The organism is Yersinia sp. 2540 StPb PI (assembly GCF_052217165.1).
Classification (GTDB): domain Bacteria; phylum Pseudomonadota; class Gammaproteobacteria; order Enterobacterales; family Enterobacteriaceae; genus Yersinia; species Yersinia enterocolitica_E.
Genome location: NZ_JAZGQC010000001.1, coordinates 1288413 through 1304647, shown reverse-complemented (window position 1 = coordinate 1304647; position 16235 = coordinate 1288413). Strand labels below are relative to the sequence as shown.

The window sequence follows — 16235 nt, the reverse complement described above, 5'->3', positions numbered from 1 at the left end:
TGATTATTTATTGGTATGGCTACTGTTACGGCTTGCAGTTGTTGCGCGGTAAGCTTCAATCAGTTCGATAAAGTGATTGAACAATGGCGCTGCATCATGCGGGCCTGGGCTGGCCTCTGGGTGCCCCTGGAAGCTAAATGCGGCTTTATCAGTACGGTGAATCCCTTGCAGAGAACCATCGAATAAAGAAACATGCGTAGTTCGCAGGTTGGATGGCAATGTGGTTTCATCTACCGCAAAACCGTGGTTCTGTGCGGTGATCATCACGCAATCGGCATCTAAATCTTTCACCGGATGGTTGCCACCGTGGTGACCAAACTTCATTTTTACCGTTTTTGCACCACTGGCCAACGCCAGTAATTGGTGGCCTAAACAGATGCCGAACACCGGAATGTCAGTTTCCAGAAAACGCTTAATGGCCGCGATAGCATAATCACATGGTTCTGGGTCACCTGGGCCGTTGGATAAGAAAATGCCATCTGGGTTCAGCTTCAGCACCTCTTCTGCCGGTGTCTGTGCCGGAACTACCGTCAGACGACAGCCTCTATCCACCAGCATGCGCAGAATATTGCGCTTCACGCCGTAGTCGTATGCCACCACATGGAATGGCAAATCTTCTGGTGGCGTTGCCGCAGGTAAGTCACCTTCCAGAGTCCAGCTACCTTGCAACCAGTCATAACGCTCTTTCGTGCTCACTTCTTTTGCCAGATCCATCCCCTTCAGGCCCGGGAATGCTTTCGCCTTTTCTAGTGCTAAAGTGGCATCAGACAAATCACCCACAATAATGCAGCCGTTTTGTGCCCCTTTCTCACGCAGCAAACGTGTCAGCTTACGCGTATCGATATCAGCAATCGCAACAATGTTGTGGCGCTTGAGATACTCAGCTAAGCCTTCTTCATTACGGTAGTTGCTGGCAATCAAAGGCAGGTCGCGAATAACAAGACCTTGGGCGTGTACTGCGGAGGATTCTTCGTCGGAAGCATTAGTGCCGACATTGCCGATATGAGGATAAGTAAGAGTAACGATCTGGCGGGAGTAGGAAGGATCAGTGAGGATTTCTTGATAACCGGTCATCGACGTATTGAAGACCACTTCCCCCACTGCCGTACCCTCTGCCCCGATGGCCCGACCGTGAAATTGGGTTCCGTCTTCGAGAACCAATAGCGCTGACTTAATCAAAACATCCTCCAAGGAATAAACAGTCACATTATTTGCATATTAATTCATATCTAGCGATCTAAATCAATGCAAAAACCGCCCTCAAAGCTAATTTTTGGCAAATTGGGCGCATTTTAATGATGAGTGACGCTCTTGTCTAGCCAAAGTGCCATTTTTTCTCTGTTTTTTACCGTTCTCATTAAAATGAGTGGATTATAGCGGTAAAAACACATGCTAACTTAACATAGTAAACGGTTGCGAGGTGTAGTGACTGAGAAATATCGCTCTGGGGCAGTAAAAATCACTACCAATATCTAAAGAAGGGATTTAAAGACGAAAAAAAACAGTAAAAACACAACAAAAAACAGATTACACAAACAATATAAGCTAAACATGTTATTTATAAATACAAATAAAAAAGGACAATAAAATATTGCCCTGTTATCAAACTATTATGATAAAAACAACCACATCACTGGCTGTGCTTTACATCTTTAAAGTTCATTCAAATTCAATACATCACGCATATCAAATAAGCCATTATCCCGCATTGACACCCAAATAGCCGATTTAACCGCGCCATTGGCGAAAGTCATGCGACTGGTCGCTTTGTGTGTGATTTCAACGCGCTCGCCAATATCAGCAAACATAGCCGTATGCTCTCCAACAATATCGCCAGCACGTACGGTTGCGAAACCAATAGTGCCGGGTTTGCGTTCGCCGGTATGACCTTCACGGCTATAAACCGCGCAATCTTTCAGTGAACGCCCTAATGAGTCAGCAATTGCCTCCCCCATCGCCAGCGCGGTACCTGAAGGTGCATCAACTTTATGCCGATGATGTGCCTCGATTATTTCGATATCGGTATAGTCACCCATCACTTTCGCTGCCTTCTCTAGCAGCTTTAGCACCACATTAACCCCAACACTGAAATTGGCAGCGAACACAATAGCAATGTCCGTTGCCGCAGCCCTGATTGCTTCTTTACCTGCATCATCAAAGCCAGTAGTGCCAATTATCATCGCCTTACGATATTGATGACAAATGGCTAAATGCTCCAGCGTGCCCTCAGGCCGGGTAAAATCGATCAAAACATCAAAATCATCAATTACATTAGATAAATCATCACTTACTGTGATTTTTAACAACCCCGCTCCGGCCAGTTCGCCAGCATCACTCCCCACTAATGTCGATCCAACACGTTCAACAGCAGCCCCCAGCACCACACCTTCAGTGTGAGTAATTGCCTGGATAAGTTGTCGGCCCATACGGCCGCCCGCGCCGACAACAGCGATACGAATTGTTGAATCAGTCATACTTCCTCTCATATTGTGTCATCTACCCTGACCAAGGTTCAGATTAGCCGCCCGCTATGGACTCTGCCAGCCTATTTAATCTGTATTAGAAAAAAATGATATACGCATGCTTTTATCAGTGAAACCACTTAATTCCTTAAATACGCGGTAACACTTCATCTGGCATAATGCGGTTATTTCGCATATTCATGCAGTTATGGTGAAATACACCCATAAAAAAGCAGCCACTGAGGGCTGCTTTTTAACGTTGAAGCACGGTATCAATCAGTCGATCTGTTTTACATCGACACGTAATTCTTTAGGTACTTCGAAGACGATACTCTCTTCACGGCCACTAAGTTCGATAGACCCACCAGCACCGAGAGCTTGCAAGCGCGCAATAACTTGCTGTACCAGAATATCGGGAGCAGATGCGCCAGCGGTAACACCGATACACGCAGCCCCCTGTAACCATAACTCTTGTATATCGGCCGCTGAATCAATGAGATAAGCAGGCTTACCCATCCGCTGTGCCAACTCAGCCAACCGATTAGAGTTAGAGGAGTTTTTCGAGCCAACCACTAAGACCACATCGGCATCATTAGCCAGATTGCGCACCGCTTCTTGCCGGTTGGTCGTGGCATAGCAGATATCATCTTTGCGTGGACCGACAATCTTCGGGAAACGCTGGTGTAAGGCATCGATAATTGCAGAGGTGTCATCAACCGACAAGGTCGTCTGTGTCATAAAGCACAGATTGTTCTCATCTTTAACCTGCAAAGCCCAGACATCATCAGGTGATTCAACCAGATACATCCCCCCTTTCGGGTTGCTGTATTGCCCCATGGTACCCTCCACTTCCGGGTGACCGGCGTGGCCTATCAAGATGGCTTCTTTACCCTTGCGACTAGCACGTGCGACTTCCATATGAACTTTGGTCACCAATGGGCAGGTTGCGTCAAACAGCATAGTAAGCTTGCGCTCACGAGCTTCTGCTCGCACAGCCTGCGACACGCCATGGGCCGAGAAAATCAGAATAGAGCCATCTGGCACTTCTGAAATCTCCTCGATAAAGATAGCACCACGTTCACGCAAGCTATCAACCACATAACGGTTGTGTACCACTTCATGGCGCACATAGATTGGCGCACCATACATTTCGATCGCGCGTTCAACAATACTGATAGCCCGATCAACTCCGGCACAAAAGCCGCGTGGATTAGCCAGCAATATCTGCATGCATTGCCTCCTGTTGCGGGTCAATCTCCAACACTTCAATTTCAAAGCTAATGGAATGCCCTGCCAACGGGTGATTAAAATCAACAGTAATAGACTCTTGCGCCACTTCCCGCACCACACCTGGCATTTCACTGCCATCACGGGAGGTAAATAGCATAATAGTACCGGCATCTGGCACGCCGGTTTGAGCAAAGTCACGCTGGGTGAAGTACTGAATCAGATCAGGGCTTTCCAAACCAAACGCATCTTCAGGTTGTAAAGTGAAAGCATGCTTATCACCTACTTTCAAACCAATTAACTGCTGCTCAAGTGCATCAGAAAGGCTGTCATCACCTAAACGAAACAGCGCAGGTTTGCCGTGAATATGTGTTGATTCCGCCGTTGAACCATCTTCCAGTTTCAGAGTGAAGTGCACCAATACGGCGCTCTTGTCTTGTACAAAATGGTTTTGTACTTGATTAGCGGGTACACGCTCGGACATCTCATTCACCTTTATTCATGGCCGTTTTTTCAGCAGGGCTTAAAAAACCCTCAAAGATAACCAACGCAGCACCGATACAGATAGCGGTATCGGCGATGTTAAAGGTTGGGAAATGCCAGTTATTGACGTGGAAATCGATAAAATCGATCACCGCACCATGCACCATGCGATCAAATAAGTTACCTAATGCCCCACCAATAATCAGAGCATAAGCACAATTGAGCAGGCGTTGTTTGGCAGTAGAGCGATACATCAGCACCATTAATACCACTGAAATACCAATAGCTATGCCCGCAAAGAACCAACGCTGCCAGCCACTTTTATCGGCAAGGAAGCTAAAGGCTGCGCCAAAATTCTGTGCGTAGGTCAGGTTAAAAAACGGGATCAGCGGCACTGACTCATACAAGGCAAAGTGGGTCATGACCCACTGTTTGCTGCTGAGATCCAAAATAACCACCAATACCGCCAGCCATAACCAGCGCAATCCGGTCGAACAAATAGGTTTACTCATTAGGCGAACTTACGCTCTTCACCGTCTCCGGCAACGTTAGTGACACAGCGGCCGCACAATTCAGCATGTTCCGCTACCAAACCGACATCTTGAGTGTAATGCCAGCAACGCGGGCACTTCTCACCATCAGCCTTATTAAAGGTGATTTTCAGCCCGGCAATCAACTCACTTTGCAGCGCATCATCACCCGCATCAGCATAAGGGGCAACTTTCGCAGCTGAGGTCAACAGCACAAAACGCAATTCATCTTGCAAACTGTTCAATCGCGCAGCCAGTTCAGGCTCGGCGAACAAGGTAACTGCCGCCTCCAATGAACCACCGATACGCTTATCACTACGGGCCTGCTCTAACACCTTGTTGACTTCACCACGGACTTTTAACAGCTCGGCCCAGAAAGTATCGTTCATACTTTCATCACCCGCCAACCCGAACAGACCGTCATACCACTCTTCAGTGAAGACATACTGTGGACGACTGCCTGGCAGTTGGTTCCAGATCTCATCTGCGGTAAAGGACATAATAGGTGCCATCCAGCGCACCAATGCTTCTGCGATATGGAACAACGCGGTCTGGCAACTGCGGCGGGCAACGCTGTCGCCTTTCGCGGTGTACTGACGGTCTTTAATGATATCCAAATAGAAGGACCCCATCTCAACCGAGCAGAACTGCATCAAGCGCTGCACCACCAAGTGGAAATCGTAACTTTCGTACGCTGCCATGATCTCAGCTTGAGCTGCCTGGGCACGGCCGACTGCCCAGCGGTCCGCGACTACCATATCTTCCGGTTTCACCTGATGCAGCGCAGGATCAAACCCATTTAGATTCGCCAGCAAGAAGCGCGCAGTGTTACGGATACGGCGATAAGAGTCAGCAGAGCGTTTGAGGATTTCGTCAGAAACCGCGATCTCACCGGTGTAATCGGTTGATGCCACCCACAGACGCAGAATGTCACCACCCAGTTTGTTCATCACATCTTGCGGGCTGATAGTATTCCCGATGGATTTGGACATTTTACGCCCCTGACCATCAACGGTGAATCCATGAGTCAGCACTTGGCGATAAGGCGCTTTGCCTTTCATCGCGGTCGCAATCATCAGTGAAGACATAAACCAGCCGCGGTGTTGGTCAGAACCTTCCAGATACATATCAGGGCTATGGCCACCAAATTCTGGGCGCGCGTCGACCACAGAAGAGTGGGTTGAGCCGGAATCGAACCATACGTCCAAGGTGTCTGGCACTTTGATGTAATCAGCAGCATCGGCACCTAAAATTTCAGCAGGATCCAGATCCCACCATGCCTGAATGCCGTCTTGCTCAACGCGTTTGGCGACTTCTTCCATCAGCTCAGTGCTGCGTGGATGTAGTGCTTCAGTCTCTTTGTGCACAAACAGAGACATTGGCACCCCCCAAGTACGCTGACGCGAAATACACCAGTCTGGGCGATTTGCTACCATGGTTTCGATACGCGCCTGGCCCCATTCGGGGATCCACTGCACGCCTTTTATCTCTTCCAGCGACTGCTTGCGCAGACCTTTTTGATCCATGCTGATGAACCATTGCGGTGTAGCCCGGAAGATAATCGGTGTTTTGTGACGCCAGCAGCACGGGTAGCTGTGAACCAGTTTTTCAACTTTCAGCAGTGCGCCTTTTTCACGTAGCAGCTCAACAATCACATCGTTGGCTTTAAACACGAACATGCCGTCCAGAGTAGGATACGTCCCCGCCAAATAACAGCCATTCGGCCCCACCGGGTTGGCAACTTCTAAACCGTATTTCTGGCCGATAACAAAGTCATCCGGGCCGTGACCAGGTGCTGTGTGAACTGCACCAGTACCGGCATCCAGTGTAACGTGATCACCTAAAATTGCCGGAACATCAAAGCCCATAAACGGATGATTGAAACGCAGCAGTTCCAAATCAGAGCCTTTGCAGCTCCCCAATACCGTCCATTCAGCAATCCCTGCGCGCTTCATGACACTTTCCACCAGATCTTCTGCCAGAATCAGGCATTCGCCATGAACCTGAACAAGTTGGTAAATGTATTCAGCATTCAGTGAAATCGCACGGTTAGCGGGCAAGGTCCACGGAGTTGTCGTCCAGATAACCAGTGAAATCGGGCCTTTAATCGCCGAAACATTAAATTTGGTGGCAACAGCCGCTACATCGACGGCATTAAAGCGCACATCAATGGAAGGTGAGGTTTTATCGTAATATTCAACTTCTGCTTCAGCCAGTGACGAACCACAATCAGTACACCAATGCACTGGCTTCGCGCCTTTGTGCAAGTGACCGTTATCAATGATTTTGCTTAATGCACGAATGATATTGGCTTCAGTTTTGAAATCCATCGTCAGATAAGGATGGTCCCAATCGCCCAATACCCCCAGGCGGATGAAGTCTTTCTTCTGACCTTCAACCTGCTCAGCCGCATATTTACGGCAAGCAGTACGGAACTCTGCGGCACTGACTTTCTCGCCCGGCTTACCAATTAACTGTTCAACTTTTAACTCAATCGGCAAACCATGGCAGTCCCACCCTGGAATATAAGGAGAGTCGTAACCCGCCATTCCTTTCGATTTAACAATAATGTCTTTGAGAATTTTGTTAACAGAGTGACCAATGTGAATGTTGCCGTTCGCATAAGGAGGGCCGTCGTGCAAAATAAAGGTTTTTTTACCTTTCTTGGCCGTACGAATAATCCCGTACAGATCCTGCTCATACCAACGTTTCAGCATGTCAGGTTCACGCTTAGCCAGATCGCCGCGCATCGGGAACCCTGTTTCAGGCAAGTTCAGGGTATTCTTGTAGTCACTCATTAGATTCTCGGTTCCGTTTCGGCTAGAAATATTAAACCGGTGTCTTTAGCCCGAAAAATGTTCGGGCCGTCACCACATCATGGGCGATTTGCTGCTTCAGGGCATCGAGCGAAGCAAAACGCTGTTCGTTGCGCAGTTTCGCGCGGAGCACCACGTCAATATGGCACCCATAAAGATCCATAGTTACATCCAGCAGATGAACCTCTAGTTGCTGGCGAACACCAGCAACGGTAGGCCGGGTACCAATGTTGGCAACTCCGGGTAATGGCTCTGGACCCAAGCCATACACATCAACCGCATACACTCCTTTCACCGGAGCGACTAAACGTTTTAATGGCAAATTCGCCGTGGGGAAGCCAATCGTGCGCCCCAGTTCATCACCATGAACCACTCGGCCGGAAATGCTATAGGGGTGGCCAAGCAACGCCTCAGCCAACATCAAATCGTCATTATAAAGTGCCTGACGAATTGCGGTGCTGCTAATGCGTAACCCACCATCACAAAAGCTATCTGTGCTGATAACATCGAAACCAAATTCAGCACCGGCTTGCTGTAACAGTTGAAAATCCCCCTGACGCTCTGCGCCAAAGCGGAAGTCATCACCAACAGTTAAAAACTTAACACCCAACTTCTCTACCAGCAACTGAGCAACAAAAGCTTGCGCAGTATTAGCTGCAAAACGCGGATCAAATTTTACGCACAACAGATAATCAACGCCGGCCTCAGCCAGATATCTGGCTTTATCCCGCAGGCGCGTTAGCCTTGCTGGTGCTTTGTCCGCTGCAAACAATTCCAGTGGTTGCGGTTCAAATATCATAACCATTACGGGCAAGCCCAAGCGCTGACCTTCACACTTTAGCTGCTCCAATAAGGCCTGATGTCCACGATGGACACCATCAAAGTTACCGATAGTTAGCACGCAACCATGGTGGCGTGCCCGGATATTATGTATACCGCGAATTAGCTCCATAGCTGGCTCAAAACAGTGGAAATCGCCGGATTATACCTTGTACAGCCGTTAAGGTTAACCCGCGATTGGTACCTTTAACCGAAAGTCATACCATTTTGCCAATATTGTGCAGGTAAAATCCCTTTTACTGACTTTATCCTGTAGAATGCGCACGGAGTTTGAATACAGAAGCAGGCTGAGATTTTTACAAGAACCACCGTCGAATCCCTTCAAGGCAGTGAACTGTGGATTTTTCTTTCGAAAGACTGTATTCCGCAGTGCGAAGCTGGTAAAATCCCGCTCCATCACAACGTAGCAAGTGCCGCCCGTACAAACGGCGCTTATTTGCACAAATCCATTGACAAACGAAGGCTAAAAGGGCATATTCCTCGGCCTTTGAATTGTCCTCAATAGAATATATTTGGGAGTTGGACCTTGGCTAATATCAAATCAGCTAAGAAACGCGCCGTACAGTCTGAGAAACGCCGCAAGCATAACGCTAGCCGTCGCTCAATGGTGCGTACCTTCATTAAGAAGGTGTATGCGGCAATTGCAGCTGGCGATAAAGACGCAGCGCAAAAAGCATTTAATGAAATGCAACCAATCGTGGATCGTCAGTCCTGTAAAGGTCTGATCCACAAAAACAAAGCAGCGCGCCATAAGTCAAACTTAGTCGCGCAAATCAACGCAATGCAGTAATTGCATTACGTCGATTGCTTAGTAAAAAGACCGGCCTAGGCCGGTTTTTTTATATCTATTTTTTGAATTGCTTATAATTTAGCCTATTCACGGCAAGACCCATTTATAGCCTATAGAGTTCAAAACGCAGAAAGTCAGCCATCAAATGACAAATTGGTATAAACCCGAGGTGACAGCATTTATGTCAGCCCCTAGGGTGGCACTCATTAATCCCGATAAGCTGACATATTTATGAACGAGTGCAATCAACACAGCTGTAGTTTGCAAGGTAACGTGGCTATTTAGCCACTAAAGAGCGCGGAAAAATCTTTGTTACATACCCGCTGCACTGCCGGATGTTGGATCATACGCTCGGCAAAAATCACATAATATTCTTCCTGCACACTGTCTAAGCGGCCAATTTCGACTATCTGGTCATCTTTAGCGTAGGTATCAGCAGCGTACATTGTCGGTGCAACAAAAATAGCATTGTTATAAATAGCGAAAGCATTCATCAGTGCCGCGTCATCAAACTCACCCAAAATCTCTACCTGTAGCCCTTTACTGTTAATCCAGTTCAGCAATTTGCGCCCAAGCATGGAACGACGGCCCGGTATCAACAAACGCTTTTGCTGTAAACAAGCAGGGAAAGGTAAATCAGGGATCGGCTGACGACAATAAAAACTCACGCTGCATTCGCCCAGTTTGACAGAGAACAACCCTTCTTGTTGGCTGGAATCAACCGGACAATCGGACAGAATCATATCCAGTTTGTGCTGACTCAACTGCTCCAGCAGCATTTCGTGGGTCGATTCAAAACAGCGCAGATGAATCTTTTCGTTCTCAACGACAGCCGTTTCCAGAACCTGGCTCACCAAGCGCTTGGATAATGCATCGGCAACACCAACATCGAAAAGTAGATTAGATTCTTTGCGATAATTAACGATATCCAGCATTTCATGGCTAAGCATGAACATTTTATCCGCATAACGAAAGACCAACTGCCCCAACTCTGATGGCACCAAGCCTCGCCCTTGTCGCTTAAATAACTTCCCCCCCAGACGCTCTTCCAACGCTTTAATTTGCCCGGTAATTGTTTGTGGCGTCAGGAATAATGCTTCTGCTGCACCGACGACTGAACCTTCTTTACAGACCTGCCAAAAGTAATAAAGATGATTGAAATTGATATGTGACATTCGCATGTTGTTATCCCCTTAACATATCGGCGAGCCAGATATACCCGTCCTACTTCAAGTTGCATGTGCATTGGCAGCGTTCAAAATGGTTTACAACCAATCTGCCTTTCACTTGCCGACTTCCTGCAACTCGAATTATTTAGGGTGTATATAACCTCATGCACGACTAAACGTTCCCTGTTCTGACGGTAAGCCTAGAAATCCATCAGGTAGAACACCAGTACCTTTACGAGCGGCACTGGTCATTCAAATAGTAATCAGCGAGTTATTTTTCTTGTTGCTGGCAAGGCCATACGCAACAAGCTATAACCCACAATGGCTGCGGTGGTGGAGCCTAATAATATGCCCAACTTAGAATAGGTAAGCAAAGCGAGATCGGCGCCATCAAATGCCAGCGACGCAATAAATATCGACATAGTAAAACCGATACCGCATAGCACCGACACCGCAAAAATCTGCTTAAAGTTTATCGCGTCAGGTAGTTTAGCCACCCCTAACTTAACCGCGAGCCAACTAAAGAGGAAAATCCCCAGTGGCTTACCAATAAACAGACCGCTCGCAATCCCCAGAGGCAATAGCGATGTCAATCCAGCGAGTGAAACGCCTTGCAATGAAACCCCCGCATTGGCAAACGCAAACAGTGGCAAGATCAAATAAGCAACCCATGGGTGCAAACCATGTTCGAGCGATTCTGACGGTGAACGCTTATCTTTAGTGTGCAACGGTATCATAAAGCCGACAATGACCCCGGCTAAGGTCGCATGCACACCTGATTTGAGGATGCAGACCCACAATACCAATCCCACCAGTAGATAGGCAGAGGTTTTCCCTACCCCACGCCAATTCATGTAAGCCAGTAGCGCAATAGCCGCAGCAGCTATGCCTAAGGCTTGCAGTGAAACCTCGTGGGTATAGAACAACGCAATAATGATGATGACACCCAAGTCATCAATAATGGCCAGCGCCAGTAAAAAGACTTTAAGACTGGTTGGAACCCGATTCCCCAACAGAGCCATCACACCTAACGCAAAGGCGATATCAGTAGCCGCAGGAATTGCCCAGCCCTGGCGGGTAACCTCATCAGCAGCGTTAAATAATAGATAAATCAAAGCCGGTGCCAGCATACCACCTAATGCTGCTATGGCCGGAAAAACCGCTTTATCGCGGCCAGCTAACGAACCTTCCATCAGTTCGCGCTTAACTTCCAGCCCAATCATCAGGAAGAATATCGCCATTAAACCGTCATTAATCCACAGTAATAGTGGCTTGCTGATATCCAGCGAGGCTATCTTTACCGATACCGGTACATCAAGAAATGATTGGTAAATGCTAAATAGGGGGCTGTTAGCCATAAATAAAGCGACGGTGGCAGCAAAAATTAGAATCAGCCCACCCGCGGCCTCTTGGCGTAAAAATTGACGGATCATGTTTGTCACAATGAATAACTCCTTACATCGGACAGTGAGCCTGTGCCCGGCGAATCAATGCATCAATTTTAAGATAGTCTTCAACTCGAAAAAAGTCGTTTTTATGACATCAAATGATCGAAAAAACCGAGCCATTGATGATTTACTTCACATATATATTTAGTCGATGATGAAAAAAATCCCCGACGTTAATCGAGGATTTTTCGTTTTCTTGCACTTTCTTAGCCGATTAACAACTCATTGATCAGCGAGTCAAATCGTCAAAGAATTTCTTAACGCCATCTAAGAAGCTTTTAGAGCGGGGACTATTTTTCTCACCCGCAGCACCGACGAAACTCTCTTCCAGTTCACGCAGTAGCTGTTTCTGTTTTTCGCTCAGATGGACTGGTGTCTCAACCACAACACGGCATAACAGGTCACCCTGACTTCCGCCACGCACAGATTTAACACCTTTGCCACGCATGCGAAACAGCTTGCCGGTTTGGGTCTCTGCTGGGACTTTCAGCTTAACCCGGCCATCCAGCGTTGGGACTTCAATCTCGCCGCCTAAGGCTGCCATAGCAAAGTTAATTGGCACTTCACAATACAGGTTATTGCCTTCACGTTCGAAGATTGGGTGCGCTTTAACTTGCACCTGAACATATAAATCACCTGCTGGCGCGCCATGTTCACCCGCTTCACCTTCGCCACTTAAGCGAATGCGGTCACCGGTATCAACACCGGCGGGGATCTTAACCGACAGTGTTTTGGATTTTTCAACACGGCCATGCCCATGGCACTTGTTGCAAGGATCTTTAATGATTTGACCATTACCCTGACAAGTAGGACATGCCTGCTGGACGGTAAAGAACCCTTGGCGCATATGTACCTGACCTGCACCACGGCAAGTCGAACAAGTGACTGGCGAACTTCCCGGCTTAGCGCCACTACCGTGGCAAACATCACACTCATTCAGCGTTGGGATGCGAATTTCTTTAGTCACGCCGCGCACGGCTTCTTCCAGTGTCAGATCCATGTTGTAGCGTAGATCGGAACCACGGGAAGCACGCTGACGGCGGCCACCACCAAAGATATCACCGAAAACATCACCAAAAATGTCGCTAAAATCAGCACCACCGCCACCACCAAAACCGCCGCCGCCCATGCCACCTTGTTCAAAGGCTGCATGACCATATTGATCATATGCTGCACGTTTTTGTGGGTCAGTCAGAATTTCGTAAGCTTCTTTAACTTCTTTAAAATTTTCACCGGTATCGTTCTCGTCCTGATTACGGTCCGGGTGATACTTTACTGCCAGGCGTTTATAGGCCTTTTTGATTTCACGTTCATCGGCGCCCTTACTGACGCCTAAAACCTCGTAATAATCTCTCTTCGCCATTCTCTTTTTTTCCTACCCTTAACATGCGTGCACGGGCGTAGAGTTTCCTCGACGCCCGTGCTGGTTTCCAGCAACAGTAAGGCCTACCACTGCTGTGCCCGCTTAAGGGCGATTATTTTTTGTCTTTCACTTCTTCGAATTCGGCGTCTACCACGTCGTCTTCTTTCTTGGCACTGGTGTCACCAGCATCGCCGCCTGCGGCTGCTTGCTGCTGCTGAGCCATTTCCAGCAATTTGCCAGAAACCTGCACCAGAGCCTGAGTTTTCGCTTCAATTTCAGCTTTGTCTTCGCCTTTCAGAGCAGCTTCCAGCGCTTTCAAAGCATCTTCGATCGCAGTTTTGTCTTCTGCTGGCAGTTTGTCGCCGGCTTCTTCCAACTGTTTACGGGTGCCGTGAATCAGATGGTCAGCCTGGTTGCGAGTCTGAACCAGTTCCTCAAACTTACGGTCTGCTTCTGCGTTAGCTTCTGCATCACGTACCATTTTCTGGATCTCTTCCTCGTTCAAACCAGAAGATGCCTTGATGGTTATCTTCTGCTCACGACCGGTATTCTTGTCTTTAGCAGACACATGCAGAATACCATCGGCGTCGATATCGAAAGTCACTTCGATTTGCGCCATACCGCGAGGAGCAGCCTGGATACCGTCCAAATTGAACTGACCCAGAGACTTGTTATCCTGAGCGCGTTTACGCTCACCCTGAAGCACATGGATGGTTACCGCAGACTGGTTGTCTTCTGCAGTAGAGAACACCTGGCTGTGCTTAGTTGGGATAGTGGTGTTTTTAGTGATAAGCGGGGTCATCACACCACCCATGGTTTCAATACCCAGTGACAGTGGGGTAACGTCCAATAACAGAACGTCTTTCACTTCACCAGACAGAACACCACCCTGCACTGCCGCACCAATGGCTACAGCTTCATCTGGGTTAACGTCTTTGCGTGGTTCTTTACCGAAGAAATCAGCAACTTTCTTCTGAACCATTGGCATACGAGTCTGACCACCAACCAGGATAACGTCCTGGATATCGGAAACAGACAGGCCAGCATCTTGTAAAGCCACTTTCAGTGGTTCAATAGAACGATTAACCAAATCTTCTACCAGTGACTCCAATTTAGCGCGGGTCACTTTGATGTTCATGTGTTTTGGACCGCTGCCATCAGCCGTGATGTACGGCAGGTTAACGTCGGTCTGTTGAGCTGAAGACAGCTCGATTTTTGCTTTTTCAGCGGCTTCTTTCAGGCGCTGCATTGCCAGTGGATCGGTACGCAGATCCATACCCTGGTCTTTCTTGAATTCGTCAACCAGATAGTTGATCAGACGGCTATCAAAGTCTTCACCACCCAAGTGAGTATCACCGTTGGTTGCCAGAACTTCGAAGGTTTTTTCACCGTCAACTTCGTCGATTTCGATGATAGAGATATCGAAAGTACCACCACCGAGGTCATAAACCGCGATAGTACGGTTGCCGACTTCTTTGTCCAGACCGTAGGCCAGTGCCGCTGCGGTTGGTTCGTTGATGATACGTTTTACTTCCAGACCGGCGATACGGCCAGCATCTTTCGTTGCCTGACGCTGAGCATCGTTGAAGTAAGCCGGTACAGTGATAACCGCTTCAGTGACTGGTTCACCCAGAAAATCTTCAGCTGTTTTCTTCATTTTCTTCAGAACTTCAGCAGAAATCTGTGGTGGTGCAACTTTCTGGCCTTTTACTTCAACCCAAGCATCACCATTGTCGGCTGCCACGATTTTGTACGGCATGATATCTTTATCACGCTGCGCTTCTTCATCCTGGAAACGACGGCCAATCAAACGTTTGATGGCAAACAGTGTGTTTTGTGGGTTAGTAATAGCCTGACGTTTAGCCGGTTGACCAACCAGAATCTCACCATCTTGGGTATAAGCGATGATAGAAGGCGTAGTACGGTCGCCTTCGCTGTTTTCCAGCACACGAGCTTTAGTGCCATCCATAATTGCTACACAAGAGTTGGTAGTACCCAAGTCGATACCAATAATTTTACCCATCTAAAACGCCTCCACTAAAAAGTCATATTCGGTCAAGTTACTAATCTATATGTGGGCGGATTGTTTGTTTTCAACTGCCCGTATTTTGTTAATCAATGTTTTCATGCCCAATATTTTACTGATGCATGTGTCCGCTGATCCACGATTAGTCCCTGCGGTTGGGAATAAGATGGGGCCACGAAACGCAGCATCAAGGGGGGAGATGAAAAAAAATTACTTTTTATCACCCTCGAGATCATTGTTTCCAACCGCGTGGATCATTATGATGCGGCGCGCACTGAGGGAATCGACGACTTTTTGGTCATTCAGGCGTTTGATACTTATTCGGATAACTATCCATTTTTTAGCATTCTGTTAATTGCAGAGGACTTATGAACACCACCAAGTTGGCAAATCCTGGCCCGTTAGGCCTGATGGGTTTTGGGATGACAACCGTCTTGCTCAACCTACACAATGCAGGTTTCTTCCCCCTGACCTCTGTTATTTTGAGTATGGGGATTTTTTACGGCGGTCTGGCACAAATTCTGGCGGGTATGCTGGAATATAAGAAGGGTAATACTTTCGCGGCCACTGCATTTACCTCCTATGGCGCATTTTGGCTGAGCCTGGTCGGTTTGCTGATGTTACCTAAGATGGGTATGGCTGACGCAACTGATGCACAATTCCTCGGCGTTTATTTAGGTTTATGGGGCATCTTCACACTGTTTATGTTCTTCGGAACTTTGCCCGCTAACCGTGCTTTGCAGTTTGTGTTCGGTAGCCTGACGCTGCTGTTTGCGCTGCTGGCCGTCGGTAACTTCACCGGCAACCATTCACTGCTGGTTTTCGCCGGTTTCGAAGGCATCATTTGTGGTGCAAGTGCAATTTACCTGGCAATGGCAGAAGTATTGAACGAACAATATGGCCGTACCGTATTGCCGATTGGTGAACCAAGCCCAACTTTACAAGCGCAACATGTAGTTTAATTAGGAAGTTTAGATTTAAAGCCCCTGGAGCATTCATGTTTCAGGGGCTTTTTTATGTTTACTTATTACGTCTAAAAAAATTGATTACTTGATTAAAATTAGCATTACAAAATAATTAA

At 47.7% G+C, this 16235-nt stretch carries 13 protein-coding genes; 2 read left to right on the top strand and 11 right to left on the bottom strand.

The window, feature by feature from the left end:
- Positions 1-3: 3 nt before the first annotated feature.
- The 7 genes from carA to ribF form a co-directional block, all read right to left on the bottom strand.
- Entirely contained in the window at positions 4-1179 is a 1176-nt protein-coding gene (carA, locus tag V1956_RS05840; RefSeq protein ID WP_420072208.1) for a glutamine-hydrolyzing carbamoyl-phosphate synthase small subunit, read from the bottom strand.
- Positions 1180-1652: 473 nt separating this feature from the next.
- Complete coding sequence (dapB, locus tag V1956_RS05835; protein WP_442824901.1) at positions 1653-2474, bottom strand: 4-hydroxy-tetrahydrodipicolinate reductase; 822 nt, start codon at positions 2472-2474, stop codon at positions 1653-1655.
- Positions 2475-2738: 264 nt separating this feature from the next.
- Positions 2739-3692 carry a 4-hydroxy-3-methylbut-2-enyl diphosphate reductase gene (ispH, locus tag V1956_RS05830; protein WP_372557977.1) on the bottom strand — a complete coding sequence of 318 codons (954 nt, stop codon included), beginning with the start codon at positions 3690-3692 and terminating at the stop codon, positions 2739-2741.
- Positions 3673-4173, bottom strand: a complete 501-nt coding sequence (gene fkpB / locus V1956_RS05825) for an FKBP-type peptidyl-prolyl cis-trans isomerase (protein WP_442824900.1) — start codon at positions 4171-4173, stop codon at positions 3673-3675. Before fkpB ends, ispH begins: the two co-directional genes overlap by 20 nt.
- Position 4174: 1 nt before the next feature.
- Complete coding sequence (gene lspA / locus V1956_RS05820) at positions 4175-4684, bottom strand: signal peptidase II (protein ID WP_372557975.1); 510 nt, start codon at positions 4682-4684, stop codon at positions 4175-4177.
- Entirely contained in the window at positions 4684-7500 is a 2817-nt protein-coding gene (gene ileS, locus V1956_RS05815; protein WP_442824899.1) for an isoleucine--tRNA ligase, read from the bottom strand. The genes lspA and ileS overlap by 1 nt, the downstream gene beginning before the upstream one ends.
- Positions 7501-7531: 31 nt before the next feature.
- On the bottom strand, positions 7532-8470 hold the full coding sequence (gene ribF / locus V1956_RS05810) for a bifunctional riboflavin kinase/FAD synthetase (protein WP_442824898.1): 939 nt from the start codon (positions 8468-8470) through the stop codon (positions 7532-7534).
- 414 nt (positions 8471-8884) lie between these two features.
- Here ribF and rpsT point away from each other — a divergent pair, with 414 nt between their 5' ends.
- On the top strand, positions 8885-9148 hold the full coding sequence (gene rpsT / locus V1956_RS05805) for a 30S ribosomal protein S20 (RefSeq protein ID WP_002220715.1): 264 nt from the start codon (positions 8885-8887) through the stop codon (positions 9146-9148).
- A gap of 281 nt (positions 9149-9429) precedes the next feature.
- Here the strand turns inward: rpsT and nhaR are convergent, their stop codons facing one another.
- From nhaR to dnaK, 4 genes are all read right to left on the bottom strand, one after another.
- Positions 9430-10329 carry a transcriptional activator NhaR gene (gene nhaR, locus V1956_RS05800; protein ID WP_083160614.1) on the bottom strand — a complete coding sequence of 300 codons (900 nt, stop codon included), beginning with the start codon at positions 10327-10329 and terminating at the stop codon, positions 9430-9432.
- A gap of 251 nt (positions 10330-10580) precedes the next feature.
- Complete coding sequence (nhaA, locus tag V1956_RS05795; protein ID WP_372557972.1) at positions 10581-11759, bottom strand: Na+/H+ antiporter NhaA; 1179 nt, start codon at positions 11757-11759, stop codon at positions 10581-10583.
- 235 nt (positions 11760-11994) lie between these two features.
- Entirely contained in the window at positions 11995-13128 is a 1134-nt protein-coding gene (dnaJ, locus tag V1956_RS05790) for a molecular chaperone DnaJ (RefSeq protein WP_083160619.1), read from the bottom strand.
- A 112-nt stretch (positions 13129-13240) separates the two neighbouring features.
- Positions 13241-15151 carry a molecular chaperone DnaK gene (gene dnaK / locus V1956_RS05785; protein WP_420071882.1) on the bottom strand — a complete coding sequence of 637 codons (1911 nt, stop codon included), beginning with the start codon at positions 15149-15151 and terminating at the stop codon, positions 13241-13243.
- 371 nt (positions 15152-15522) lie between these two features.
- Between dnaK and satP the strand changes: the two genes are divergently transcribed.
- Complete coding sequence (gene satP, locus V1956_RS05780) at positions 15523-16116, top strand: acetate uptake transporter (protein ID WP_083160623.1); 594 nt, start codon at positions 15523-15525, stop codon at positions 16114-16116.
- Positions 16117-16235 lie beyond the last annotated feature (119 nt).